We start from the raw sequence: 23,217 nt of genomic DNA, 5'->3' as shown, positions 1-23,217 counted from the left end.
AAATTCACCGCTCTCCGGACGGACGCGCCACAGAGGCACGCCGTCGCATCGTGTTCCGACTCCGGGGTTTCCGCTTGGGTCCGGAGCCCCCGCTTCCCCCCGTTCCCCGCTTTCTACCAAAGCGGGGTCGCCGCAGCGCAAGCGCCGTCCGCGCACCGGGCTCGTCGCGGGCGAAGGCGATCAGCAGTCCGATGGCGAACATGGTCGGCAGCAGGGCGGAGCCCCCGTAGGAGAACAGCGGGAGGGGGACACCCGCGATCGGCAGCAGCCCGAGGACCGCACCGATGTTGATCACGGTCTGCGCCATGATCCAGGTGGTCACGCCTCCCGCGGCATACCGTACGAAGGAGTCCTCCGTGCGTCCGGCCACGCGGATACCCGCATAGCCTAGAGCCGCGAACAGGGCGAGCACCGACAGCGTCCCCGCCAGGCCCAACTCCTCGCCGGTGACGGCGAAGATGAAGTCGGTGTGCGCCTCCGGGAGTTGCCCCCACTTCTCCACGCTGGCACCGAGTCCGGACCCGAAGATCCCGCCCGAGGCCAGCGCGTAGATCCCGTGCACGGCCTGCCAGCAGGTGTCGTCCGGGCCCGGGTCGGTGGCGAGCAGGCAGCCCATCCGGGCCATCCGGTTGGCGCTGGTCTTGATCAGCACGGCGCCGATCAGCAGTGCGACGGAGAGCACACCGACGAACAGCCGGGTGGGCGCGCCCGCCAGCCAGAGCAGCCCGAAGAGGATCGCGGTGAGGATGATCGCGGTGCCCATGTCGCCGCCGATCATGATGAGCCCGAGCAGCATGAACGCGGCCGGCACCAGCGGCACCAGCATGTGCTTCCACTGGGCCAGCAGGTTCCGGTCGTGCTTGCGGGCGAGCAGGTCCGCGCCCCAGAGCACGAGGGCGAGCTTGCCGATCTCGCTGGGCTGCACCTGGAAGGAGCCGCCCAGCGAGATCCAGTTCTGGTTGCCGTTGACCGACATCCCTATCCCCGGCACCTGGACCAGGATCATCAGGGCGACGGCACCGGCGAGGATCGGGTAGGCCAGGGCGCGGTGCAGCTTCACCGGCATCCGCATGGCGGCGAACATCAGCCCGGCGCCGATCAGCGCGGCGAGGAACTGCTTGCGGAAGAAGTACGACCCCGGGAGCGACAGTTGCAGCGCCGTGATCTGGGAGGCCGAGTAGACCATCACCAGGCCCAGGACGGTGATCAGCGCACTGCCGCCGAAGATCACGTAATAGGCGGTCAGCGGCCGGTCCCAGGCCCTGCGCACCCGGTGGTACAGGCGCATGACGGCGTTGTCCTCCCGCGGCGGGCGGGCCGGGGAGGGTCGCCGGGGAGCCCGCTGGGCGGGCGGGCGGCCGGTGCGGCTGCCGGGGCTAGCGGGCATCGCGGCCTCCCCTGTACGTCGGTTCGGACCGTCCCACGCGTCCCTCCCGAGAGCGCCCGGCGCGGTCGGCCGGGTCAGGCGCCGAGTTCGCGAACGGCCCGGGCGAACGCGTCACCGCGCTGGTTGTAGTTGGTGAACATGTCCATCGAGGCGCAGGCCGGGGCCAGCAGCACCGTGTCGCCGGGCCGGGCGAGCCGCCGCGCCTCCTGGACGGCCTGGAGCATCGCCCCAGTGTCGGTCCGGTCGAGGTCGACGACGGGTACCTCCGGGGCGTGTCGCGCCAGGGCTTCGCGGATCAGGGCCCGGTCGGCGCCGATGAGGACGGCACCCCGCAGCCGCCCGGCGGCACCGGCGACCAGCTCGTCGAAGGCGGCGCCCTTGGCGAGTCCCCCGGCGATCCAGACGACCGATCCGTACGCCGTCAACGACGCCTCGGCGGCGTGGGTGTTGGTGGCCTTGGAGTCGTCGACGTAGGCGACCCCGTCGAGGTCCGCCACGTGCGCGATGCGGTGGGCGTCCGGAGTGAAGGCCCGCAGCCCGTCGCGGACGGCGGCGGCCGGGACGCCGTGGGCGCGGGCCAGGGCCGCCGCGGCGAGGGCGTTGGCGATGTTGTGCGGGGCCGGCGGGCGGACGTCGGAGACCTCGGCGAGCTCCTGGGCGTTGCGCTGCCGGTCCTCGACGAAGGCGCGGTCGACCAGGATGCCGTCCACGACGCCGAGTTGGGACGGGCCCGGGGCGCCGAGGGTGAAGCCGACGGCCCGGCAGCCCTCCTCGACGTCGGCCCCGCGGACCAGGTCCTCGGTGGCCCGGTCGGCGGCGTTGTAGACGCAGGCGACGCGGTTGCCCTCGTAGACGCGCCCCTTGTCGGCGGCGTACGCCGCCATGGAGCCGTGCCAGTCGAGGTGGTCGGGGGCGAGGTTGAGCACGGCGGCCGAGTGGGCGCGCACCGACGGCGCCCAGTGGAGCTGGTAGCTGGACAGCTCCACGGCCAGGACGTCGTACTCCTCGTCGCCGGTGACCGCGTCCAGCAGCGAGACGCCGATGTTGCCGACGGCAGCCGTGCGCAACCCGGCGGCGGTGAGCATGGCGGCGAGCATCCGGACGGTGGTGGTCTTGCCGTTGGTGCCGGTGACCGCCAGCCAGGGGGCGGCGCCGGGGCCGCGCAGCCGCCAGGCGAGTTCGACGTCGCCCCAGACGGGGACGCCGGCCTCGCGGGCGGCGGCGAACAGCGGCTTGTCCGGACGCCAGCCGGGGGCGGTGACGATCAGCTCGGTGCCCTCGGGCAGGGTGTCGCCGTCGCCCAGGCGCACCGTGACGCCGAGCGGCTCCAGCTCCGCGGCCTGGCTCCGGGAGCGCTCGTCGTCGCCGTCGTTGACGACGGTGACGCGGGCGCCCAGGCCGCTGAGGACCCGGGCGGCCGGGACGCCGGAGACGCCCAGGCCGGCCACGGTGATGTGCTTGCCGGTGAAGTCCGAAGGCACCGAGGAGGTCACTTGTCCGCTGCCCATCCCGCGTAGAAGATGCCGAGTCCGACGATCACGCAGATGCCCTGGATGATCCAGAAGCGGACCACGACGAGGACCTCGGACCAGCCTTTGAGTTCGAAGTGGTGCTGGAGCGGTGCCATCCGGAAGACCCGCTTCCCGGTGAGCCGGAAGGAGCCGACCTGGATGACGACCGACATGGTGATGAGGACGAACAGACCGCCGAGGATGGCGACCAGCAGCTCGGTGCGCGAGCAGATCGCGAGACCCGCGAGGACACCGCCGAGCGCCAGCGAACCGGTGTCACCCATGAAGATCTTGGCCGGCGAGGTGTTCCACCAGAGGAAGCCCAGGCAGGCGCCCATCAGCGCGGAGGCGACCACCGCCAGGTCGAGCGGGTCGCGCACCTCGTAGCAGGCACCGGGGTTGGTCAGGGTCTGCGCGTTGGCGCAGGACTCCTGGAACTGCCAGACGCCGATGAAGGTGTAGGCGCCGAAGACGAGGACGGACGCGCCGGTGGCCAGGCCGTCCAGACCGTCGGTCAGGTTCACGCCGTTGGACATCGCCAGGATCATGAACAGCGCCCAGACGACGAACAGCACCGGGCCGATGGTCCAGCCGAAGTCCGTGATGAACGACAGCTTGGTGGAGGCCGGGGTGTTGCCGCGGTTGTCGGCGAACTGCAGGGCGAGGACGGCGAAGGCGATGCCGACGATGAGCTGCCCGGCCATCTTCGCCTTGGCCCGCAGGCCCAGCGAACGCCGCTTGACGATCTTGATGTAGTCGTCGAGGAAGCCGACCAGGCCCATGCCGACCATCAGGCCGAGCACCAGCAGGCCCGAGAAGGTCGGCCCGGTGTCCGCCTCCCCGTCCAGGTAGCCGGTGATCACCTTGGCCAGGAAGTAGGCGATGACCGTGGCCAGGATGAAGGCGATGCCGCCCATGGTCGGCGTGCCGCGCTTGCTGGCGTGCTCGCGCGGCCCGTCGTCGCGGATGTACTGGCCGTAGCCCTTGCGGGCCAGCAACTTGATCAGCAGCGGCGTGCCGACCAGCGTCAGGAAGAGGCCGATGACTCCCGCGAACAGGATCTGCTTCATCATCGGGCGGCGACCTCGCCCTCGGCGCCGGTCTCCAGGAGCGCCGCGGCGACGCTCTCCAGCCCCACCGACCGGGACGCCTTCACGAGCACGACGTCCCCCGGGCGCAGCTCGCTGCGCAACAGGTCGACAGCCGCCTGTGCGTCGGACACGTGCACCGACTCCTCACCCCACGAACCCTCGTTGTATGCGCCCAATTGCAGCCAGGCGGCTTCCCTGCCCCCGACCGCGACGAGCTTGCTGACGTTGAGCCGGACGGCGAGCCGTCCGACCGCGTCGTGCTCGGCGAGCGACTCGTCCCCCAGCTCGGCCATCCTGCCGAGCACCGCCCACGTGCGGCCCCCGCGTGCCCGGGAGGCACCGCCCATGGCCGCCAGCGCGCGCAGCGCGGCCTTCATGGACTCGGGGTTCGCGTTGTAGGCGTCGTTGACGACCGTCACACCGTCCGGGCGCTCGGTGACCTCCATCCGCCAGCGGGAGAGGGAGCCCGCCTCGGAGAGCGCGGTGGCGATCTCGTCTGCGGACATGCCCAGCTCGTGGGCGACGGCGGCCGCGGCGAGCGCGTTCGACACGTGGTGCTCACCGTACAGGCGCATGGTCACATCGCTTGCACCGGAGGGTGTGAGAAGGCGGAAGGAGGGCTGCCCGCTGTCCGTGAGTCGCACGTTCTCGGCGCGTACGTCCGCTTCGTCGGACTCACCGAAGAACAGCACCTTCGCCTCGGTCCGGGAGGCCATGGCGCGCACCAGGGGGTCGTCCATGTTGAGGACGGCGGTGCCGCCCTCGGCCGCCGCCGGGAGGGCCTCCACGAGTTCGCCCTTGGCCTCCGCGATCCGCTCCCGGCCGCCGAACTCGCCGATGTGGGCGCTGCCGACGTTGAGGACCAGCCCGATCCGGGGCGGGGTCAGCCCGGTCAGGTAGCGGATGTGGCCGACGCCCCGGGCGCCCATCTCCAGGACGAGGAAGCGGGTCTCCTCGGTGGCGGTGAGCGCGGTGAGCGGCAGCCCGATCTCGTTGTTGTGCGAGCCCGGTGTGAAGACCGTGGGGGCCTTGCGCCGGAGCACCTGGGCGATGAGGTCCTTGGTGCTGGTCTTTCCGGCCGACCCGGTCAGCGCCACCAGCGTGGCGCCGAGCCGCCGCACGACGTGCCGGGCGAGGGCCCCGAGGGCGGCCTGCACGTCGTCCACGACGATCGCGGGCACGCCGACGGGACGGGAGCCGAGCACGGCCACCGCCCCCGCCCCGACGACCGCGCGGGCGAAGTCGTGGCCGTCGGCGCGCTCACCGACGAAGGCGACGAACAGGCTGCCGGGACCCGCCTCGCGGGAGTCCCGGACGACCGGTCCGGTGACCTCGACGGACGCGTCCGGTATGTCGTGCATCTGCCCGCCGACGACTTCTGCGATCTCGGCGAGGGAGAGGGCGATCACAAGTTCATCCCCTGGATCATGCGGGAGTTCATCCCTGGGTCTTCTGAATGGCTTCGCGAAGCACCTGGCGGTCGTCGAAGGGACGGACCACCCCGGCGATGTCCTGGCCCAGCTCGTGGCCCTTGCCCGCGACCAGCACGGTGTCGCCGGGGCCGGCGAGGCCGACGGCGGCGCTGATGGCGGCGGCCCGGTCCTCGAAGACCTGCACCTCGCCGCGCTCGTGCGCGGGCACGGAGGCCGCGCCGCGGAGCATGGTGGCGAGGATGGCGAGGGGGTCCTCGGAGCGGGGGTTGTCTGAGGTGAGCACGGCCGTGTCGGCGAAGCGGGCCACCGCCGCGCCCATCGGCTCGCGCTTGGTGGTGTCCCGGTCGCCGCCGCAGCCGAGGACGGCGTGCAGCCGCCCGCCGGTCACCTTGCGCAGGGCCCGCAGCACGGACTCCACGGCGTCGGTCTTGTGGGCGTAGTCGACGACCGCGAGGTACGGCTGCCCGGCGTCGACGCGCTCCAGGCGGCCCGGAACGCCCGGGACCGCGGCGACGCCCTCGGCGGCGGAGTGCGGGTCGAGCCCGGCGGCGGCCAGGGCGGCGATCGCGGCGAGGGTGTTGGCCACGTTGAACGGGCCGGCCAGCGGCGAGCGGGCGGGGATCCGCTCGCCCTCCGGTCCGACCGCGGTGAACGTCGAGTCGAGCGGGCCGAGCGCGACGTCCTCGGCGCGCCAGTCGGCGTCCGGGTGGCCCTCGGCGGAGTAGGTGACGACCGGCACGGTGGCCTGCCGCGCGAGCCGGCGGCCGTACTCGTCGTCGGTGTTGACGACGCCGAGCCTGCTGCGGCGCGGGGTGAAGAGCTGCGCCTTGGCCTGGAAGTAGTCCTCCATGCCGGAGTGGAACTCCATGTGCTCCGGGCTGAGGTTGGTGAAGACCGCGATGTCGAAGACGCAGCCGTCGACCCGGCCGAGGACCAGGGCGTGGCTGGAGACCTCCATGGCGACCGCCTCGGTGCCGCGCTCGCGCATGACGGCGAAGAGGGCCTGGAGGTCGGTGGCCTCGGGGGTGGTGCGCTCGGAGGGGATGCGCTCGTCGCCGATGCGCATCTCGACGGTGCCGATCAGCCCGGTGGTCCTGGCCGTGCGCAGCCCGCCCTCGACGAGGTAGGCGGTGGTGGTCTTGCCGGAGGTGCCGGTGATGCCGATCTGGAGCAGTCCGTCGCCGGGCCGACCGTAGATGGTGGCGGCCAGGTCGCCCATCCGCGCCCGCGGGTCGTCCACGACGAGGGCCGGCAGTCCGGCCGCCGCGGCGCGCTCCGCGCCGTCCGGGTCGGTCAGCACGGCGACGGCGCCGAGACCGGCCGCCTGGGTGACGAAGTCGGCGCCGTGCAGGCGGGCCCCGGGCAGGGCGGCGTACAGGTCGCCGGGGCGGACGGCGCGCGAGTCGTGGGTGATGCCGGTGACGCCGACGGTGCCGTCCGGGGCGGTGACACCGAGCTGGCCGGCGAGTTCCGCGAGCGCCGTGGTGGTGCTGCGCACGGGCCGGGGGGGTCCCGGATGGGTCACGGAGCGGCCCTTCTGGGTGGTTTGGGACTGATCAGCGTGTGGCACGGCGGTGAGCGTACCGGGCCCACCCGCCTCCGGGCGAAGTGAGTCGCGGGGGTCGCTCTGGTTCCCGGAATCCGGGGTGATGGTGGTCACGAATGGTTCCTGGTGGCTCGGTACCGGCGGTGCCGTCGGGCTCCGCCCCGGCGGTGGCCGGGGCGGGCTCCGTGGCGCGGGGGCGGGTGGGGGACGGCTCGGAGGGGGCGGGGACCGCGGGGGCGGTCAGGGCTGGAAGGTGACCGGGAGGTTGGCGGGGGCGGCCCCGGTCGGCGGGACCTGGAGGGTCTTCAGGGCGAAGGCCATGACCTCCTTGTAGATGGGTCCGCAGATCTGGCCGCCGAAGTAGTTGCCCTTGGTGGCGTTCTGGATGGCGCAGTAGACGGTGACGCGGGGCTGGTCGGCGGGGGCGAACCCGGCGAACGAGGAGGTGTAGCCGCGGTACTTGCCGGTGGCCGGGTCCACCCGGTTGGCGGTACCGGTCTTTCCGGCCACCCGGTAGCCGGGGATGCGAGCCTTGGCGCCGGTGCCCTCCTCGTCGTCGACGACGGACTCCAGCATCCGGGCCAGGGTCTTGGCCGTCTTCTCGCTGACCACGCGCTTCTTCTCGGGTTCGGGGGCGGGTTCGAAGTGCCCGTCGGGCCCCTTGGTGCCGCGGACGAGGGTGGGGGCGACGCGGACGCCGCCGTTGGCGATGGTCGAGTAGACGGAGGCCGCCTGGAGCGCGGTGACGGAGACGCCCTGGCCGAAAGGGATCGTGTACTGCTGCGAGGTGGACCACTGGGCGGGCGGCGCGAGGATGCCCTTGGTCTCGCCGGGGAAGCCCAGGCCGCTGTACTCGCCGAGGCCGAACTTCCGCAGATAGGAGTAGAGCACCCGGTTCGCCTCGCCCTGGTCCTTGCCGAGCTGGCCGGTGGCCAGGATCGTCCCGATGTTGCTGGACTTGGCGAGTACCCCGTTGAGCGTCAGGTACCAGGTGGCGTGGTCGATGTCGTCCTTGAACAGCCGGTCGCCGCGGTGCAGCCGGTTGGGGACGGTGACATGGGTCCCGGGGGTGGCGGCGTTCTCCTCCAGGACGGCGGCCATGGACAGCACCTTGGCCGTGGAGCCGGGCTCGTAGGCGTCCTGGAGGGCGCCGTTGCCGAGAGCCTTGGGGTCGGCGTGGGCGAGGTCGCCGGGGTCGAAGCCGGGCGAGTTGGCCATGGCGAGGATCTCGCCGGTGCGGGTGTCCTGGACGATGACGTAGCCGCCGTCCGCCCTGGACTTCTTCACCTGTTCGCTGATGGCGTGCTGGGCGGCCCACTGGATGTCGCGGTCGAGGGTCAGCTCGACGTCGCTGCCGGGCACCGCCGGGGTCCCGCTGGAGCCCGCGGTGGGCACCTGGCGCCCGCCCGACTGCGCGTAGCGGATCTCGCCGTCCTCGCCCGCCAGGACGGCCTCCAGCTGGCGCTCCAGGCCGCCGCCGCCCTCGCCGTCGGCACCGACCCAGCCGAGGACCCCGGCGGCGAGGTCGCCGCCGGGGTAGACGCGCTTGCTGCTGGGGTCCGCGAAGACCCCCGCGAGGACGTTGACCGCGGTGGGGTCCGTCCTGGCCCTGCTGTTCAGCGCGGACTTGAGGTCCTTGATCTGGTTCCAGACCTGCGGGGTGCGCAGCCGGGCCAGCCGGACGTAGCGCAGCTCCTTGTTCTTCGGCCGCAGCTGGGCCACGAGCTTGTCCTGGTCCTCGCCGAGGATCGGTGCCAGCAGGGCAGCCGCCTGCTCGGGCCCGTCGTCGACGGAGAGCTGCTCGGGGGTGAACATCGTGGGGTCGGCGGTGATGTCGTACGAGTCCACGGTGGTCGCCAGGGCCACACCGTTGCGGTCGGTGATGCCGCCGCGCTCGGCGGACAGGGTGTGGATGACATAGCGGTTCTGCTCGGCCTTGGCGGTGTAGGTGCCTGCGTCGACGGCCTGCACCTGGAGCAGCCGGAAGACGAAGGCGCCGAGCACCAGGGTCAGGGCGAGCCCGACCATGCGCAGCCGGGGGCGCGGGCTGCCGAGCCGGAGGGCGCGGGGCGGGGCGGGGCGGGACGGCCGGGGGCCGCGGGCCGGTCGGGCGGCCGGGCCGGGCTGCCGCTTCGCCGCGGGGCGCGCGGGCCGGGCGGGGCCCGGCACACGGCGGCGCGGCGCTTGCCTGTCGGACACTTCCTCACCTGCCGGGGGTCGGGGTCGGGGTGGCGGGGGCCTCGGTGGCCGGGGGCGCGCCGGCGGGGCCGGTGGCGGCCGTGCCGGGCGGGGCGGGGGTGCTGGACGCGGGGGTGCCGCTCGCCGGGGTGCCCGGAGGGGCGGTGGTCCCGGAGGCGCTCGCGGTCGGCGCGGGGGTGGCGGAGGGGCCGGCGCCGGGCGAGGCCGTGGCCGGGGGCGGGGTGAGCGCCTCGGGCGCGGGGAGCAGCGGGGTCGGGGCGGCGGGCGCGGGGCTCGCGGAGCCCCGGACGGCGCCGTCGGGGGCGAGGAAGACCGGGTCGCCGCCGGGCACCATGCCGAGTTCGCGGGCCCGCCGCTCCAGGGCGCGGGGCGCGGAGTAGGCGTCGATGTCCCGCTGGATCGCCTGCTCCTCGTCGGTGAGGCCCTTGGTCCGCTGTTTGAGGTCCTCCAGCTCGAACGAGCCCTCGCTGAGGGCGGAGTTGAGGACCAGGAGTCCGATGAGGCCGCCGCCGAGCAGCAGGACGACGAGCAGGACGAAGGGCGCGCGGGCCGCCCGGCCGACGCGGCTGCCGGCCGGGAAGAGGCGGGCGAGGCGGGCCGCCCTGCCCTTGAGCCGGGGTTTTCCGCTCATGTGCCCTCCCTTCGGACCGGGCGGCGGATCCCGGCCCGGCGCCTGGCCCGGCTCACTCGGCGTCCTCCCTGATGCGCTCGGCGCCGCGCAGCCGCGCCGGGGCCGCGCGCCGGTTCTCGGCGATCTCCTCCTCGGTGGGAAGTTCGGCACCGCGCGTCAGCAGCTTGAGCCGGGGCGCGTAGCGCTCCGGTACGACGGGCAGCCCGGCGGGCGCCGTGTTGGCGGCCCCGGCCGCGAGGACCTGCTTGACCAGGCGGTCCTCCAGGGAGTGGTACGAGAGCACCGCGATCCGGCCGCCGACGGCGAGGGCGCCCACGGCGGCCGGGATCGCCCGCTCCAGGACGGCGAGTTCGCCGTTGACCTCGATGCGCAGCGCCTGGAAGGTGCGCTTGGCCGGGTTTCCGCCGGTGCGCTTGGCGGCCTGCGGCAGGGCGGCTCGGATCAGCTCCACCAGGCGGGCGCTGTTGCCGAACGGCTCCCGCTCCCGCTCACGGACGACGGCGGAGACGATCCGCTTGGCCTGCTTCTCCTCGCCGTAGGCCCGCAGGACGCGGACGAGTTCGCCCGGCGGATAGGTGTTGAGGACCTCGGCGGCGCTGATGCCGGTCGTCTGGTCCATCCGCATGTCCAGCGGGGCGTCCTGGGCGTAGGCGAAGCCCCGGTCGGCCTCGTCGAGCTGCATGGAGGAGACGCCGAGGTCGAACAGGACGCCCTGGACGCGCGGTACGCCCAGGCGCTCCAGCACGTCGGGGAGTTCGTCGTAGACGGCGTGCACCAGGGTGGCGCGCTCCCCGTGGGGCGCGAGCCGCTCGCCGGAGAGCCGCAGGGCCTCCTTGTCGCGGTCCAGCGCGATGAGCCGGACCCCGGGGAAGCGCGTGAGCAGCGCCTCGCTGTGCCCGCCGAGCCCGAGGGTGCAGTCGACGACGACGGCTCCCGGCTCCTGGAGGGCGGGCGCCAGCAGGTCCATGCACCGCTGGAGCATCACCGGGACGTGTCTTAGGCTCACGGGGCCCTCTCAGGTCCGGCGCGGCGTCACGCACGCCGGTTCCCCGCACGCCCGTCAACGGGATGGCGACCGGCGCCGGGGGCGTCGGCCGACCGGAGCGGGAGGAGGCCGAGCCGTACGTACGCGCCGCGCACGCGGGGAGATCCGGCGGCATCGGCCGCATCTCCGGGGAAATCAGTCCAGCAGGGAGAGCCGCGTCTCCCGCTTCGCGTCACTTTAGTCCACCGTGTCGCGCGGTCAATCAACCGGCCTGCGCGTCGCGGACCCCGCGGTCCGCCGACCGGCGCCGTGCGGCTTTTCACTCGGACGGCGGCCTTCGTGCCGCCCTGTGGATTGGCTCACAGCGCGCCACGATGACGTTCTTTGTCCCCGTTTCACGCCGGACCCCCCGAACGGGCGAGCAGTAACGTCATGGTTATGACGACTTCTGCATCGGTACCCACAGGCTCGGACCCCGCCCCGGCGGGCGGCACCGTCACGGACCGGCTCGTCGAGGCGAACCAGCGGTACGCGGCCGCGTTCGCCGACCCCGGCATGGACGCCCGTCCCGTGCGCCGCGTCGCGGTCGTGGCCTGCATGGACGCCCGGCTCGACCTGCACGCCGCCCTCGGCCTCCAGCTCGGCGACTGCCACACGATCCGCAACGCGGGCGGTGTGGTCACGGACGACGTCATCCGCTCGCTCACCATCAGCCAGCGGGCGCTGGGCACCCGCAGCGTGGTCCTCATCCACCACACGACGTGCGGCATGGAGACCATCACCGAGGAGTTCCGGCACGACCTGGAGCTGGAGGTCGGGCAGCGCCCGGCCTGGGCCGTGGAGGCCTTCCGGGACGTCGACCAGGACGTCCGGCAGTCCATCCAGCGGGTGCGGACCTCGCCGTTCCTGCCGCACACCGACGATGTGCGGGGCTTCGTCTTCGACGTGCGGACCGGCGGGCTGCGCGAGGTCACCCCGGGCTGAGCCGGCGTCCGCCCGGCCGGAACAGGTGCCGCGCCACCCCGGCGGACACCGCCGCACGGTCATACCGAAAGTCGGGAAAGCTGACAATGTGCGGGTAGTTGTCCACAGGCGAGTGACACGAATCCATAACGGCGGCGAGAATGCGGGAGCGGCACCGCGCGGAACCTTTCCCGTGCGGCGTCCGTGGTGAGGGGTGGGCCGCCCCGCCGCAGGCACCGGCCCGGCAAGCTGGGGATTCCCCGCTCCGCGCGAGCAGGGAAAGGGCCGAGGAGGGCCACGGGTGACGACCTTTGAGGAACGGGCGAGCCATGGGGGGCACCCCGTGCGTGCGGAGCCGGTGACGGACGACGGGCTGACCGCGGTGGCCGAGCGGGTGCGCTCCTCCGTGGAGGCCGTGATCGAGGGCAAGCCCGAGGTCGTCCGGCTGGCGCTGACGGTGCTGCTGGCCGAGGGACACCTGCTGATCGAGGACGTCCCGGGGGTCGGCAAGACCATGCTGGCCAAGGCCCTGGCGCGGTCCGTCGACTGCTCGGTGCGCCGCATCCAGTTCACCCCGGACCTGCTGCCGTCGGACATCACCGGCGTCTCCATCTGGGACCAGCAGCGCCGGGACTTCGAGTTCAAGCCGGGCGCGATCTTCGCCCAGGTGGTGATCGGCGACGAGATCAACCGCGCCTCGCCCAAGACCCAGTCGGCGCTGCTGGAGTCCATGGAGGAGCGGCAGGTCACCATCGACGGGCAGAGCTACGAACTGCCGAGCCCCTTCATGGTGGTGGCGACGCAGAACCCGGTCGAGATGGAGGGCACCTATCCGCTGCCCGAGGCCCAGCGCGACCGCTTCATGGCGCGGGTCTCCATCGGCTACCCCGGCCCGGAGGCCGAGCTGCGGATGCTGGAGGTGCACGGCGGGGCCAGCCCGCTGGACGACCTCCACCCGGTGGCCCACGCCCACGACATCCTCAAGCTGATCGAGACGGTCCGCGCCGTGCACGTCGCGGAGCCGGTCAAGCGGTACGCGGTGGACCTGGTCGCCGCCACCCGCGCCCACCCCGACCTGCGGCTCGGTGCCTCCCCCCGCGCCACGCTGCACCTGCTGCGCGCGGCCAGGGCGTCCGCCGCCCTCGGTGGCCGGGACTTCACGCTGCCGGACGACGTGCAGGCCCTCGCGGTGCCGGTGCTGGCGCACCGTCTGCTGCCCACCGCCCAGGCCCAGCTCAACCGGCGGAGCGCCGAGCAGATCGTGGGGGAGATCCTCCAGCGCGTCCCGGTGCCCGCCGCGCACCCGCAGCGCACCGGCGCGGGCCAGGGCGCCCCGCCGCACGGGCAGCCCCCGCGGAGGCCGTGATGACCACCGCCGGGGAGCCTGACGGGACCCGGGACGAGGAGGACCGGGCGGGCGGTGTCCGCACCGCGCTGACCGGTCTGACCACCCGGGGGCGCTCCTTCCTGGCAGCCGGCGCGGCCGCCGCCGTCTGCGCCTACGTCCTCGGGCAGGGCGACCTGCTGCGGGTCGGCCTGCTGCTGGGCGTGCTGCCGCTGGTGTGCGCGACGGTGCTGTACCGGACCCGGCACCGGGTCGCGGGCAGCCGCCGGCTCGAACCGGGCCGGGTGCCCGCGGGCAGCGAGGCCCGGGTCCATCTGCGCGTCGAGAACATCTCCCGGCTCCCCACCGGTCTGCTGATGCTCCAGGACCGGGTGCCCTACGTGCTCGGGCCGCGCCCCCGCTTCGTGCTGGACCGGGTGGAGCCGGCGGGGCGGCGCGAGGTGTCCTACCGGGTCCGTTCGGATCTGCGCGGCCGCTATCCGCTGGGCCCGCTCCAGCTCCGGCTGGCCGACCCGTTCGGGATGTGCGAGCTGACCCGGTCCTTCTCCACGCGGGACACCCTCACCGTGATCCCGCGCGTGGAGCCCCTGCCGCCGGTCCGGTTCGGCGGCGGGGCCACCGGGTACGGCGAGGGGCGGAGGCGCTCCCCGGCGCTGGCCGGCGAGGACGACGTGATCCCGCGCGGCTACCGGTACGGCGACGACCTGCGCCGGGTGCACTGGCGCTCCACCGCGCGCCACGGCGAGCTGATGGTGCGCCGGGAGGAGCAACCGCAGCGCGCCCGCTGCTCGGTCCTGCTGGACACCCGGGGCATCGCCCACGAGGGCGCGGGCCCGGACTCGGCGTTCGAGTGGGCCGTCTCCGGGGCGGCCTCCGTGCTGATGCACCTGCTGGAGCGGGGGCTGTCGGTCCGGCTGCTCACGGACACCGGCAGCGTGGTGCCCGGCGAGGGCGCGGAAGGCTTCGCCGGGGCGGGCCAGGAGTCGGCCGACGCGGCCGGGACGCTGATGGACACGCTCGCGGTGATCGACCACTCGGACGGCACGGATCTGTCCGCCGCCCACGAGGTGCTGCGCGGCGGGTCCGAGGGGCTGCTGGTGGCCTTCTTCGGTGAACTGGACGAGGAGCAGGCGGAACTGGCCGGGCGGATGCGGCGGCACGGCGGCACCGCGGTCGCCTTCGTCCTCGACGACGCCTCCTGGCGGCACGAGTCCCTCTCCATCCTCGACGACGCCTCCTGGCAGCACGAGCCCGCCGGTCCGGGGGCGGGACCGGACCGGGCCGAGGAGCGGCTGACGACGCTGCGCGAGGCCGGATGGACGGCGGTGAAGGTGCCGCGGGGCGTCCCGCTGGAGGAGTTGTGGCGCTCGGCGGACCGGCAGCGCGCCGGTCTCGCCCCGGCGGGCGGGGAGGGTGCGCGATGAGCGGGCAGGTACGGCTGGCGCTGTGCGCGTGGGCGGCCACGCTGCTGACGGCGTGCGCGCTGCTGCCGCTGGTGGACCCGCCGTCCTGGCTGTTCCAGGCGGCGTTCCTGCTGGCGGTCCAGTCCGGGGTGGGCACGGCGGCCCGCCGGGTGCCCCTGGCCCGGCCGCTGACCGTGGCGGCGCAGGCCGTGACGGCGCTGGCGCTGCTGACCCTGGTCTTCGCCCGGACCCAGGCGTTCGCCGGGCTGGTGCCCGGGCCCGAGGCGTTCCGGCGCTTCGCGGAGCTGCTGCGGCAGGGCGCCGACGACATCGCCCGGTACGCGGCCCCGGCGCCGCTGGAGTCCGACGGCATCCGGCTGATGCTGATCGCCGGGGTACTGGTGATAGGGCTGCTGGTGGACACCCTCGCGGTGACCTTCCGCAGCGCCGCCCCGGCCGGGCTGCCGCTGCTGGCGCTGTACTCGGTGGCCGCAGGGCTCTCCGAGGCCGGTTCGGACTGGCTGTGGTTCCTGACGGCGGCGGGCGGCTATCTGATGCTGCTGCTCGCGGAGGGCCGCGAGCGGCTCGCCCGGTGGGGCCGGGTCTTCGGCGGCGCGGCCCGCGCTCCGGACGGCCGGCGGCCCGGGGCGGTGACCCCGGTACGCACCGGGCGCCGCATCGGCGCGCTGGCGCTGGGCACCGCCCTGGTCGTGCCGCTGGCCCTGCCCGCGATGGAGGGCGGGCTGCTGGACGGAGCCGGGAGCGGCCGGGGCGAGGGCGGCGGGGGTGGCACCATCTCGGCGGTGAACCCGCTGGTCTCCCTGCGGGACAGCCTCAACAACGACGACGACCGCGAGGTCCTCACCGTCCGGACCGACGCCGCCTCCCTCTCGGACCTGTATCTGCGGATCGTCTCCCTGGACGACTTCGACGGCACCACGTGGAAGCCGTCCAAGCGGCGCATCACCACCGTGCCGGAGGGCGCCTTCCCGCCCCCCATGGGCCTCGGCCCGGACGTCGCGCGGACGCAGGTGCGCAGCACGATCACGGCGGCCGGCGGATACGCCCAGGAGTGGCTGCCGATGCCGTACCCGCCCACCGGTGTGGCGGTCGGTGGCAAGTGGCGCTTCGAGCCGGTGGGAATGACCCTGATCGGCGACCACGGGCAGCGCACGAGCGGGCTGACGTACGAGGTGACGAGCCTGGACGTGCGCCCGACGGCAGCGCAGCTGGCCGGGGCTCCCCCACCGCCGGCCGCGGTGGTGCGGGAGTACACGGAGCTGCCGGACTCACTGCCGGAGGTGGTGCGCCGCACCGCCCGGGAGATCACGGCGGGCGCGGCGAACCCGTACGAGCGGGCCGTCCGGCTCCAGGAGTTCTTCGCGGTCAACGGCGGCTTCACGTACGACACCGAGGTCGACGTGGGCAGCGGTCCCGCGGGCATGGTCCGGTTCCTCGACGAGCGGCGCGGCTTCTGCGTGCACTTCTCCTTCGCGATGGCGGCGATGTCCCGCTCGCTGGGCATCCCGGCGCGGGTCGCGGTCGGCTTCGCGCCGGGCTCCACGCGGGCGGACGGCTCGGTGTCGGTGAGCCTGAAGGACGCGCACGCCTGGCCGGAGCTGTACTTCGAGGGGGTGGGCTGGACCCGCTTCGAGCCGACGCCCACCCGCGGCTCGGCCCCGTCGTACACGATGACGGACGCGCCGGACCGCGCGGACGCGGACCCGGCGCTGCCGTCACGGGCCCCGGAGGCGGAGCCCTCGGCGGCGCCCTCGGCCGAGGAGGAGTGCGCCGCGGGCGGCGGGCAGCCCGGCATGTGCGCCGGTGAGTCGGCCCGGGCCGCGCCGGTCACGGGCGGCGGCGGTCCCGGATGGCCGGGGGCGGCGGGCAAGGTACTGGGCGGGCTGCTCCTCCTGCTGGTCCCGCTGACGCCGATGCTGTGGCGGCTGCGGGTCCGGGCCAGGCGGCTGGGGGCGCCCGGCCGCTCGGAGGCGGACGCGGTGACGGCCGCGCTGGCCGCCTGGGAGGAGCTGACCGACTCGGCCTGGGACCACGGCATCCCGCCCCTGGAGTCGCGGACACCGCGCCGGGCGGCGGACCGGATCGTGCGGCTGGGCCGTCTCGGCCCCGAGCCCTCGGCGGCGGTGCACCGGGTGGCCGGTGCCGTGGAGCAGGCGCTCTACGCCCCGCACCCGCACCCGACGGCGGGACTGGCGGAGGACGTCCGCCGGGCGGCGGCCGGACTGCGGGACGGCGCCGGGCGCGGCGCGCGGCTGAGGGCACGGGTCGCTCCGCGTTCGGCCGTGCGGGTGGTCTGGGCGGTCTCGGCCCGCTGGACGTCCCTCCGGGGGCGTATCGCGGCGGCGCTGCGCGTGCCGCGGATTCCGCGGATGCGGAGGGCGGCGGACAGACGCGGCTGAGGAGCGCCGGGGGCCGCAGGCGCCCGGGGCACCAGGGGCCGGAGGCCCCGGGCTGCGGCCCCCTGGTGCTCGGAAGCCCCGGGCGGCGGCTTCCCGTGACGGCGGCGCCCGCCGGTGGCCGGGGCGTGGTGCCCGCCCGAGGCTGTCGGTGGTTCCGGGCGGATGCGGTCCCGGGCGGGCCGGCCCTCCCCCGGGGCGAGCCGGTGGATGCCGCACCGGGATGGCCAGTGGCCCCCTGGGCTGTCCGGGGCCGGGGAGCGGTGAGCGTTCGGCGCCGTCCGGCATGTGCGCGGGGGCACCGGCACGCGTGGAGGGGGCGACCACCTTCGCGGTGGTCGCCCCCTCACGACGTGACGGGATGCGGGCGGCTACTGGCCGCCCTGCTGTTCGTCGCGGCGACGCTGCCAGCGCTCCTCGATGCGGTCCATCACCGAGCGCCGCTGCCGCGCCTGGGGGCCCGCCTGCGGCCCGGCTCCGGCCGCCGGCTGCTCGCCCGGCTTGGGCGCCTTGCGCCAGCCGGTCACGGCGAGGACCGCGCACCCCAGCATGACCAGGAAGCCCACGACACTCAGCCAGACCTGCTGGGCGACCATTCCGGCCATGAGGAGCGCAATACCCACGAGGAAGCCCGCGACCGCCTGGTAGACCCGCCGTCGGGTGTACGTGCGCAGCCCGCTTCCCTCGAGCGCCGACGCGAACTTGGGATCTTCGGCGTAGAGCGCTCGCTCCATCTGCTCGAGCATGCGCTGCTCGTGCTCCGAGAGCGGCACGGAGTCCTCCTCATCGTGCAGTCGCCGGGGCGACCCGGGGGGGTCTCTTCAGGATAGGCAGGGAATCGCCCCCGTGAAACCCGCCCCTCTGCGCCAATTGGCCAACCGGTTTCCGCCATGCGCACGCCGGCTCGCTGAAGTTCCCATTCCCCAGCGGCCGACCCGTCATGCCGGATGGTGTCCTTCGATCATACGGCGCCCGGCCGCGGTTCGGGCGGCCTGTGTCGTACTCCATCTGCCGCCGCGCCGCTGCTCAGCGGCGTACCTCAGCCGGCGGCCCGGGCATCCGGCGCCTCCTGGGCCCCTTCCGTCTCGCCCAGCACGTGGAGCTGCGTGGCCATGGAGTGGAAGGCGGCGAGTCCGGCCGCCGCGGCCTCCAGCTCCAGGAGGGCGTCCAGGGCGCCGGGCTCGTTGTCGACGAGGCCGCCGGGCACGAGGTCGGTGAAGATCCGCACGCCGTGCACGGCCGCGACCCGCAGGCCCGCGTCCCCGACCAGCGCGGTGAGCTCCTCGGCGGTGAAGCGGTGCGGCACCGGGTCACCCTCGCCCCACCGTCCGTTCGGGTCGCCGAGGGCGTGCCGGGCCTCCTTGAAGTGCCCGGCGAGGGCCCGGGCGAGCACGGCTCCGCCGACACCGGCGGCGAGCAGGCTGAGGACGCCCTCGGCGCGCAGGGCGGCCACCACGTTGCGGACGCCCTCGGCCGGGTCGTCCAGGTACTCCAGCACGCCGTGGCAGAGCACCACGTCGTAGCCGCCGCGCTCGGCCACCTCGAAGAGGCCGCGGGCGTCCCCCTGGACGCCCCGCACCCGGTCGGCGACGCCCGCCTCGGCGGCACGGCGCTCCAGGGCGAACAGGGCGTTGGGACTCGGGTCGACGACGGTGACCCGGTGGCCGAGGGCGGCCAGGGGCACCGCGAGGCTGCCGCTGCCGCCGCCGGTGTCCAGGACGTCCAGCGAGGGGCGGCCGGTGGCCCCGGTCCGGCGGTCGACCGCGTCCCGCAGGACGTCCCAGACGACGGCGGTGCGCTGGGCGGCACGGGGGCGGGAGGGGTCGGAGCGCGGGGACGCCGCCCGGGGCCGGTGGTGCGGGGCGGGCTGGCGCATCGGGTCCGGCACGGCAGTTGACTCCTCGGCGCGGCACCGCCTCCGGGAGGGGCGGAGCGAACGGACCGCCGGCCCCTCCCGGACACGGGAAGGAGGGCGGTTTCAGGCACCTCCCACCCTATGGCCTCCGGCGGGCGGACCGATCACTACGGTGCCGGCGTACGCGGCGGCCGGGCCCGGCCCGCGCGCTCGGGGACCGCCCGGGGGCCGGGATCAGCCCGCGTCGGGGCGGGGGCGGGGCAGGAGGGGCTGGAGGACCAGCAGCCGTTCGACGATGCGCAGGAACACCGCGGCGTCCCGTATCAGGTCGTCGGCGTCCCGCCTGCCGGCCGCGCCCCGGATGCCCGCCTCGGCGCGGGCCCGGCGCGGGGCGCCCGAGGCGAAGAGCGCGCTCCACTCGGCCAGCTCGGGGGCGATCTCCGGGAGCACCTCCCAGGCGCTGCGGATGCGGGCCCGCGCCCTCGGGGTGGCCTCCGGGCGGCCCCGGGCGGCGAGCACGGCGGCGGCGGTGCGCAGGGCGGCGAGGTGGGCGGTGGCGTAGCGCTCGTTCGGCGTCTCGAGGCGGGCGGCCTCCTCGAGGTCGGCGTGGGCCTGGGCGAGCAGGTCCAGGGCGGCCGGCGGGGCGGTGGTCCGGCGGAGCACGGGGTGCACGTCGCTCGCCGGGCCGGTCGGTGAGGGGGCAGGGCCGGCCGTGTGGGGCCGCCGGGGGGCGGCCGCGGACGAATGGGCCATGACGATCCTCCTGTCGTCGCGTGACGGCGCGGGGCCGCATGGGTCCATCGTCGGGGGCGCCACTGACAATCCGTTCCGACCTGCGCCTTTGCCCTGATCGGGGGTTCGGGTTGGTTTTTGCGCTGACCAGTCGGTTCAAAAACGGGATCGGGACGTCCGCAGGTCCACGCGGTCCCGGCGGAGCAGTGGGTGGGGGCCGTGGACGGCCCGTTCGGACCGGAGGTGACGGCCCGCGGCCTCGGCGTGCGGGGGGCCGCACGGCTGGGCGTTCCGGGGGGTGTCGTTCGACGCGGAGCCCGGGGCGCTGGTCGCGGTGCGGGGACCGTCCGGCTCGGGGCGCACCGCGCCGCTGCTGACGCTGACCGGGCGGATACGGCCCACCGAGGGGCGGGCCGTCGTGGGCGGGCTGCGGCTGCCCCGGGGGATGGCCGCCCTGCGGCGGGTCAGCGCCATGGTGGCGTACATGCCGGTCCCGCCGCTGAACAGGGGGGCGCTCGCCGCGGGAGCCTTGACCCGGCGGACCGCACCGGCCGGCTGCCGGTGGTGGCGCTCGGGGCCCTCCGGACCACGGCGCTGATGGCGGTACCGCACTGGGCGGTGGGCCCGGAGATGGTCCGGGCGGCCGGGACGGTGGGCTTCCTGTGCCTGGTGTCGGCGTGCTTCGCGGCGATCGTGCGGTGGCTCGACGCCCGCTTCGGGGCGGCCGGGCGCGTCCTGGTGCTCGCCCTGCTGATGCTCCAGCCCACCTCGGCGGGCGGCACGTACCCGGTGCGGACGAGTCCGGGCCTCTTCAACGCGCTGCACCCCTCCCTGCCGATGAGCCATGCCGTCGAGGCGCTCCGCAGTCTGATCACGGGCGGCGGCCTGGTACCGGTGTGGCAGGCGTGCGCGGTGCCGGCGCTGTTCACCGCGGCGGCCCTCGCGCCGACCGCGCCGGCGGCCCTCCGCCGCCAGGTGTGGACCCTGGACCGGCCGCACCCGGAGCCGAGCCTGTGATGATCCGTTCGGTGACCGCGGGCGGGGGGTTCCTGTGACAATCGGGACCATGGACAGCAGCAGCACCTCCCCGCCGGGCGGCGGCCGGCGCGAGGCCACCCGGCAGAAGCTCTACGAGGCGGCGGTCACCCTCATCGCCGAGCAGGGCTTCTCCGCGACCACCGTGGACGAGATCGCCGAGCGCGCCGGGGTCGCCAAGGGCACGGTCTACTACAACTTCTCCAGCAAGTCCGTCCTCTTCGAGGAACTGCTGCGGCACGGGGTGGGGCTGCTCACGGCGTCGCTGCGGGAGGCGGCGGAGCGCACCGAGCGGGAGGGCGGCGGCCGGGTCGACGCGCTGGACGCGATGGTCCGGGCGGGGCTGGTCTTCATCGACCGCTACCCGGCCTTCACCCAGCTCTACGTGGCCGAGCTGTGGCGCACCAACCGCGCCTGGCAGTCGACGCTGCTGGTGGTGCGGCAGGAGGCGGTGGCGGTGGTGGAGGGCGTGCTGCGGGCGGGGGTGGCGGGCGGCGAGTTCAGCCCGGAGACCGATGTGCAGCTCACCGCGGCGGCGCTGGTCGGCATGGTGCTGGTGGCCGCGCTGGACTGGAAGTCGTTCCAGGCGGAGCGCTCCCTGGACGACGTGCACGCCGCGCTGTCCCGGCTGCTCCAGGGACGCGTGGGCGCCCCCTCCTGAACGCCGCGGGGCCGGGGACGCTCCGGGCGCTCCCCGCGCCCGGCGCCCGACGGTCGGCGGTCGGCGGTCGGCGGTCGGCGGTCGGCGGTCGGCGGTCGGCGGTCCGGTACGGGAAACACCGGCCGCGAGCGGGAACCGCGGCCCCGGACGGGAACGCCGACCCGCCGCGGCCGCGTCCCCCGCGGGCCTCCGGCGGGCCGGCGCCGTCCTGCTCCCCCGTGCCTCCCCCGTCGGATCGCGGCCCCGCTCCCGCTCCGGCGCCCCGTGTCGCCGGTACCGGGCAGTGCCCCTCTCCGTCACCCCCCACTCTCCCCTCCGGGACGGTCCTCCCCCATCCGTGCCCGTACTCATCCCGGGCCCTGAGTACGGCTACTCAGGGCCCGGTACCCGGACCCGGTCCCTCGGGCCGGGGCGGCTCCCGGTGGCCGATAGGGTCCCCCACATGGCACGGATTGCGGTGATCGGCGCCGGGACGGGCGCGATGGCTGCCGCCGCCCGGCTGGCCGTCGCGGGCCACCGGGTGACGGTGTACGAGCGGACGGAGACGTACGGCGGAGCGGTGCGCCGGGTGGAGCGGGACGGGTTCCGCTTCGACACCGGCCCCGGGCTGCTGCCGCTGCCCGCGGTCTGGCGCGATCTGTTCGTCAAGACCGGCCGGGAGCCGCTGGAGGAGCGGGTCGGCCTGGTCCAGGTCGACCCCTCGGCGCGGCACGTCTTCGCCGACGGCACCGCCGTGTCGCTGCCCAACGCCTCGCGCGCCGGTGTGGTCGCCGCCCTGGACGCGGCACTGGGCGCGCCGGCGGGGCGGCGCTGGGGCGACTTCCTGGTCCGGGCCCGGGAGGCCTGGGACCGGACGCGGCGGCCCCTGCTGGAGGAGCCCCTCTGGCCCGACTGGGAGGTGCTGGCCGGACGCGAGCCCTATCCGGCGGTCCCCCACAAGCGGCTGCTGCGCACCCGCCGGGCCGGGACGCTGGCCGAGGTGGGGGCGTGGGAGCTGCGGGACCCCCGGCTGGCGGCGCTGCTGGAGGGCCACGCCCTCGCGCACGGGCTGGACCCGCGCACCGCCCCGGCCAACGCGGCCGTACTGCCGTACATGGAGTACGCCTTCGGCATGTGGTACGTCCGCGGTGGGATGCGGGAACTGGCGCGGGCGGTGTACGAGCGGTGCCTGGCCCGGCGGGTGGAGTTCCGCTTCGGGCACGGGGTCACCGGGATCGTGGTGGAGGACGGCCGGGTCGCGGGCGTCCGGACGGGTGACGACGGGACCGTGGAGGAGGCGGAGTTCGTGGTGGCCGGGGTCGCGCCGGACGCGCTGGAGCGCCTGTGCGGGACGGTGCCGCCGCGCGGCGCGGGCGACGTCCCGGCACCCGGGGGGGCGATGAGCCGGCTGACGGTGCTGCTGGCGCTGCGCGGTGCGCGTCCCGAGGGCACGCCGCACCGCACGGTGGTGCACGCGGCGGACCGCGACGCCGAGTTGGCGGCGCTGTTCGGTGCCGTGCCGTCGGCGCCCGAGCACCCCACGGTCACCGTGCTGCGGCCCGGTGACCCCGGGTCGGTGCCGGACCCGGACCATGAGGCGGTCACGCTGACCTCGGTGGTGCCCGCGGACGGCGCCGGGGAGGCGGAGGCGCACGCCGGGCGTATGATCACCGCCGCCGCGGGCGCGGTCCCGGGGCTGCGCGAGCGCCTGCTGTGGCACGAGACGCGCACCCCGGCCGACATCGCGGCGGAGACGGGCGCGGCGGGCGGCGCGGTGCCGGCGCCCGCGCTGGCGGCGGCCGGTGGGCGGCTGCTGCGCCCGGCCAACGGCACGCGGATCGCGGGGCTGTTCACGGTGGGCGGCTGGTCGCACCCCGGCGGCGGCCTGCCGCACGCGGGCATGTCGGGCGCACTGGTCGCCGGACTCGTCGTGGAGGGGCCGGAGTTCCGCGGCTCCCAGTGAGCCGGGGGCGTCCCCGGGGGCCGCGGCGTCCGGCGCGCCGGGACGACCGCCGGGCCGGGCCCCCGTGTCCCGGGCGGGCGC

17 protein-coding genes and 2 pseudogenes are annotated in these 23,217 nt (G+C 75.1%); 8 read left to right on the top strand and 11 right to left on the bottom strand.

Going from position 1 to position 23,217, the window contains the following annotated elements; translation table 11 throughout:
- Window positions 1-4: 4 nt before the first annotated feature.
- The 8 genes from ftsW to rsmH all read right to left on the bottom strand — a co-directional run bounded on the left by ftsW (window position 5) and on the right by rsmH (window position 10,804).
- Window positions 5-1,387 carry a putative lipid II flippase FtsW gene (ftsW, locus tag GTY84_RS06785; RefSeq protein WP_161225181.1) on the bottom strand — a complete coding sequence of 461 codons (1,383 nt, stop codon included), beginning with the start codon at window positions 1,385-1,387 and terminating at the stop codon, window positions 5-7.
- 74 nt (window positions 1,388-1,461) lie between these two features.
- Window positions 1,462-2,868 carry a UDP-N-acetylmuramoyl-L-alanine--D-glutamate ligase gene (murD, locus tag GTY84_RS06780; protein ID WP_265291697.1) on the bottom strand — a complete coding sequence of 469 codons (1,407 nt, stop codon included), beginning with the start codon at window positions 2,866-2,868 and terminating at the stop codon, window positions 1,462-1,464.
- 8 nt (window positions 2,869-2,876) lie between these two features.
- On the bottom strand, window positions 2,877-3,968 hold the full coding sequence (gene mraY / locus GTY84_RS06775) for a phospho-N-acetylmuramoyl-pentapeptide-transferase (RefSeq protein WP_161225406.1): 1,092 nt from the start codon (window positions 3,966-3,968) through the stop codon (window positions 2,877-2,879).
- Window positions 3,968-5,398: a UDP-N-acetylmuramoyl-tripeptide--D-alanyl-D-alanine ligase gene (murF, locus tag GTY84_RS06770; RefSeq protein ID WP_161225179.1), complete on the bottom strand. Its 1,431-nt coding sequence runs from the start codon at window positions 5,396-5,398 to the stop codon at window positions 3,968-3,970. The genes mraY and murF overlap by 1 nt, the downstream gene beginning before the upstream one ends.
- Window positions 5,399-5,426: 28 nt before the next feature.
- Window positions 5,427-6,947 carry a UDP-N-acetylmuramoyl-L-alanyl-D-glutamate--2,6-diaminopimelate ligase gene (locus tag GTY84_RS06765; protein WP_161225405.1) on the bottom strand — a complete coding sequence of 507 codons (1,521 nt, stop codon included), beginning with the start codon at window positions 6,945-6,947 and terminating at the stop codon, window positions 5,427-5,429.
- Between the two features lie 261 nt (window positions 6,948-7,208).
- Window positions 7,209-9,167 (bottom strand): penicillin-binding protein 2, encoded by a 1,959-nt coding sequence (locus GTY84_RS06760; RefSeq protein ID WP_161225178.1) that lies wholly within the window; start codon window positions 9,165-9,167, stop codon window positions 7,209-7,211.
- A 4-nt stretch (window positions 9,168-9,171) separates the two neighbouring features.
- Window positions 9,172-9,798, bottom strand: coding sequence for a septum formation initiator family protein (locus GTY84_RS06755; RefSeq protein WP_161225177.1), 627 nt, complete (start codon window positions 9,796-9,798; stop codon window positions 9,172-9,174).
- Between the two features lie 52 nt (window positions 9,799-9,850).
- Entirely contained in the window at window positions 9,851-10,804 is a 954-nt protein-coding gene (gene rsmH / locus GTY84_RS06750) for a 16S rRNA (cytosine(1402)-N(4))-methyltransferase RsmH (RefSeq protein ID WP_265291537.1), read from the bottom strand.
- Between the two features lie 417 nt (window positions 10,805-11,221).
- Here rsmH and GTY84_RS06745 point away from each other — a divergent pair, with 417 nt between their 5' ends.
- The 4 genes from GTY84_RS06745 to GTY84_RS06730 all read left to right on the top strand — a co-directional run bounded on the left by GTY84_RS06745 (window position 11,222) and on the right by GTY84_RS06730 (window position 16,914).
- Window positions 11,222-11,767: a carbonic anhydrase gene (locus GTY84_RS06745; RefSeq protein ID WP_161225176.1), complete on the top strand. Its 546-nt coding sequence runs from the start codon at window positions 11,222-11,224 to the stop codon at window positions 11,765-11,767.
- 280 nt (window positions 11,768-12,047) lie between these two features.
- Entirely contained in the window at window positions 12,048-13,112 is a 1,065-nt protein-coding gene (locus GTY84_RS06740; RefSeq protein WP_161225175.1) for a MoxR family ATPase, read from the top strand.
- Entirely contained in the window at window positions 13,112-14,515 is a 1,404-nt protein-coding gene (locus GTY84_RS06735; protein WP_161225174.1) for a DUF58 domain-containing protein, read from the top strand. The genes GTY84_RS06740 and GTY84_RS06735 overlap by 1 nt, the downstream gene beginning before the upstream one ends.
- Entirely contained in the window at window positions 14,512-16,914 is a 2,403-nt protein-coding gene (locus tag GTY84_RS06730; protein WP_161225173.1) for a transglutaminaseTgpA domain-containing protein, read from the top strand. Before GTY84_RS06735 ends, GTY84_RS06730 begins: the two co-directional genes overlap by 4 nt.
- Window positions 16,915-17,282: 368 nt before the next feature.
- On the opposite strand, the gene GTY84_RS06725 is transcribed toward GTY84_RS06730, so the two are convergent.
- From GTY84_RS06725 to GTY84_RS06715, 3 genes are all read right to left on the bottom strand, one after another.
- Window positions 17,283-17,684 carry a DUF3040 domain-containing protein gene (locus tag GTY84_RS06725; protein ID WP_161225172.1) on the bottom strand — a complete coding sequence of 134 codons (402 nt, stop codon included), beginning with the start codon at window positions 17,682-17,684 and terminating at the stop codon, window positions 17,283-17,285.
- Window positions 17,685-17,950: 266 nt separating this feature from the next.
- Window positions 17,951-18,799, bottom strand: a complete 849-nt coding sequence (locus GTY84_RS06720; RefSeq protein WP_161225171.1) for a methyltransferase — start codon at window positions 18,797-18,799, stop codon at window positions 17,951-17,953.
- 201 nt (window positions 18,800-19,000) lie between these two features.
- Window positions 19,001-19,519, bottom strand: a complete 519-nt coding sequence (locus tag GTY84_RS06715) for an SAV_6107 family HEPN domain-containing protein (protein WP_161225170.1) — start codon at window positions 19,517-19,519, stop codon at window positions 19,001-19,003.
- A 198-nt stretch (window positions 19,520-19,717) separates the two neighbouring features.
- Between GTY84_RS06715 and GTY84_RS33530 the strand changes: the two are divergent.
- From GTY84_RS33530 to GTY84_RS06695, 4 genes and pseudogenes are all read left to right on the top strand, one after another.
- Window positions 19,718-19,973 (top strand): annotated as a pseudogene (locus tag GTY84_RS33530) (ATP-binding cassette domain-containing protein); the annotation flags it as partial.
- A pseudogene (locus GTY84_RS06705) lies at window positions 19,962-20,515 on the top strand (YhgE/Pip family protein); the annotation flags it as partial. The pseudogenes GTY84_RS33530 and GTY84_RS06705, both read left to right, overlap by 12 nt.
- A gap of 49 nt (window positions 20,516-20,564) precedes the next feature.
- Entirely contained in the window at window positions 20,565-21,194 is a 630-nt protein-coding gene (locus GTY84_RS06700) for a TetR/AcrR family transcriptional regulator (RefSeq protein ID WP_161225169.1), read from the top strand.
- Between the two features lie 442 nt (window positions 21,195-21,636).
- Window positions 21,637-23,136 carry an NAD(P)/FAD-dependent oxidoreductase gene (locus tag GTY84_RS06695; protein ID WP_161225168.1) on the top strand — a complete coding sequence of 500 codons (1,500 nt, stop codon included), beginning with the start codon at window positions 21,637-21,639 and terminating at the stop codon, window positions 23,134-23,136.
- The last annotated feature ends 81 nt before the right edge of the window (window positions 23,137-23,217 follow it).

It is taken from the genome of Streptomyces sp. SID8352, from assembly GCF_009862265.1.
In the GTDB taxonomy this organism is placed as follows: domain Bacteria; phylum Actinomycetota; class Actinomycetes; order Streptomycetales; family Streptomycetaceae; genus Streptomyces.
Note: the sequence above shows the minus strand (reverse complement) of the source record. Positions and strands in the feature narration are given on the sequence as shown.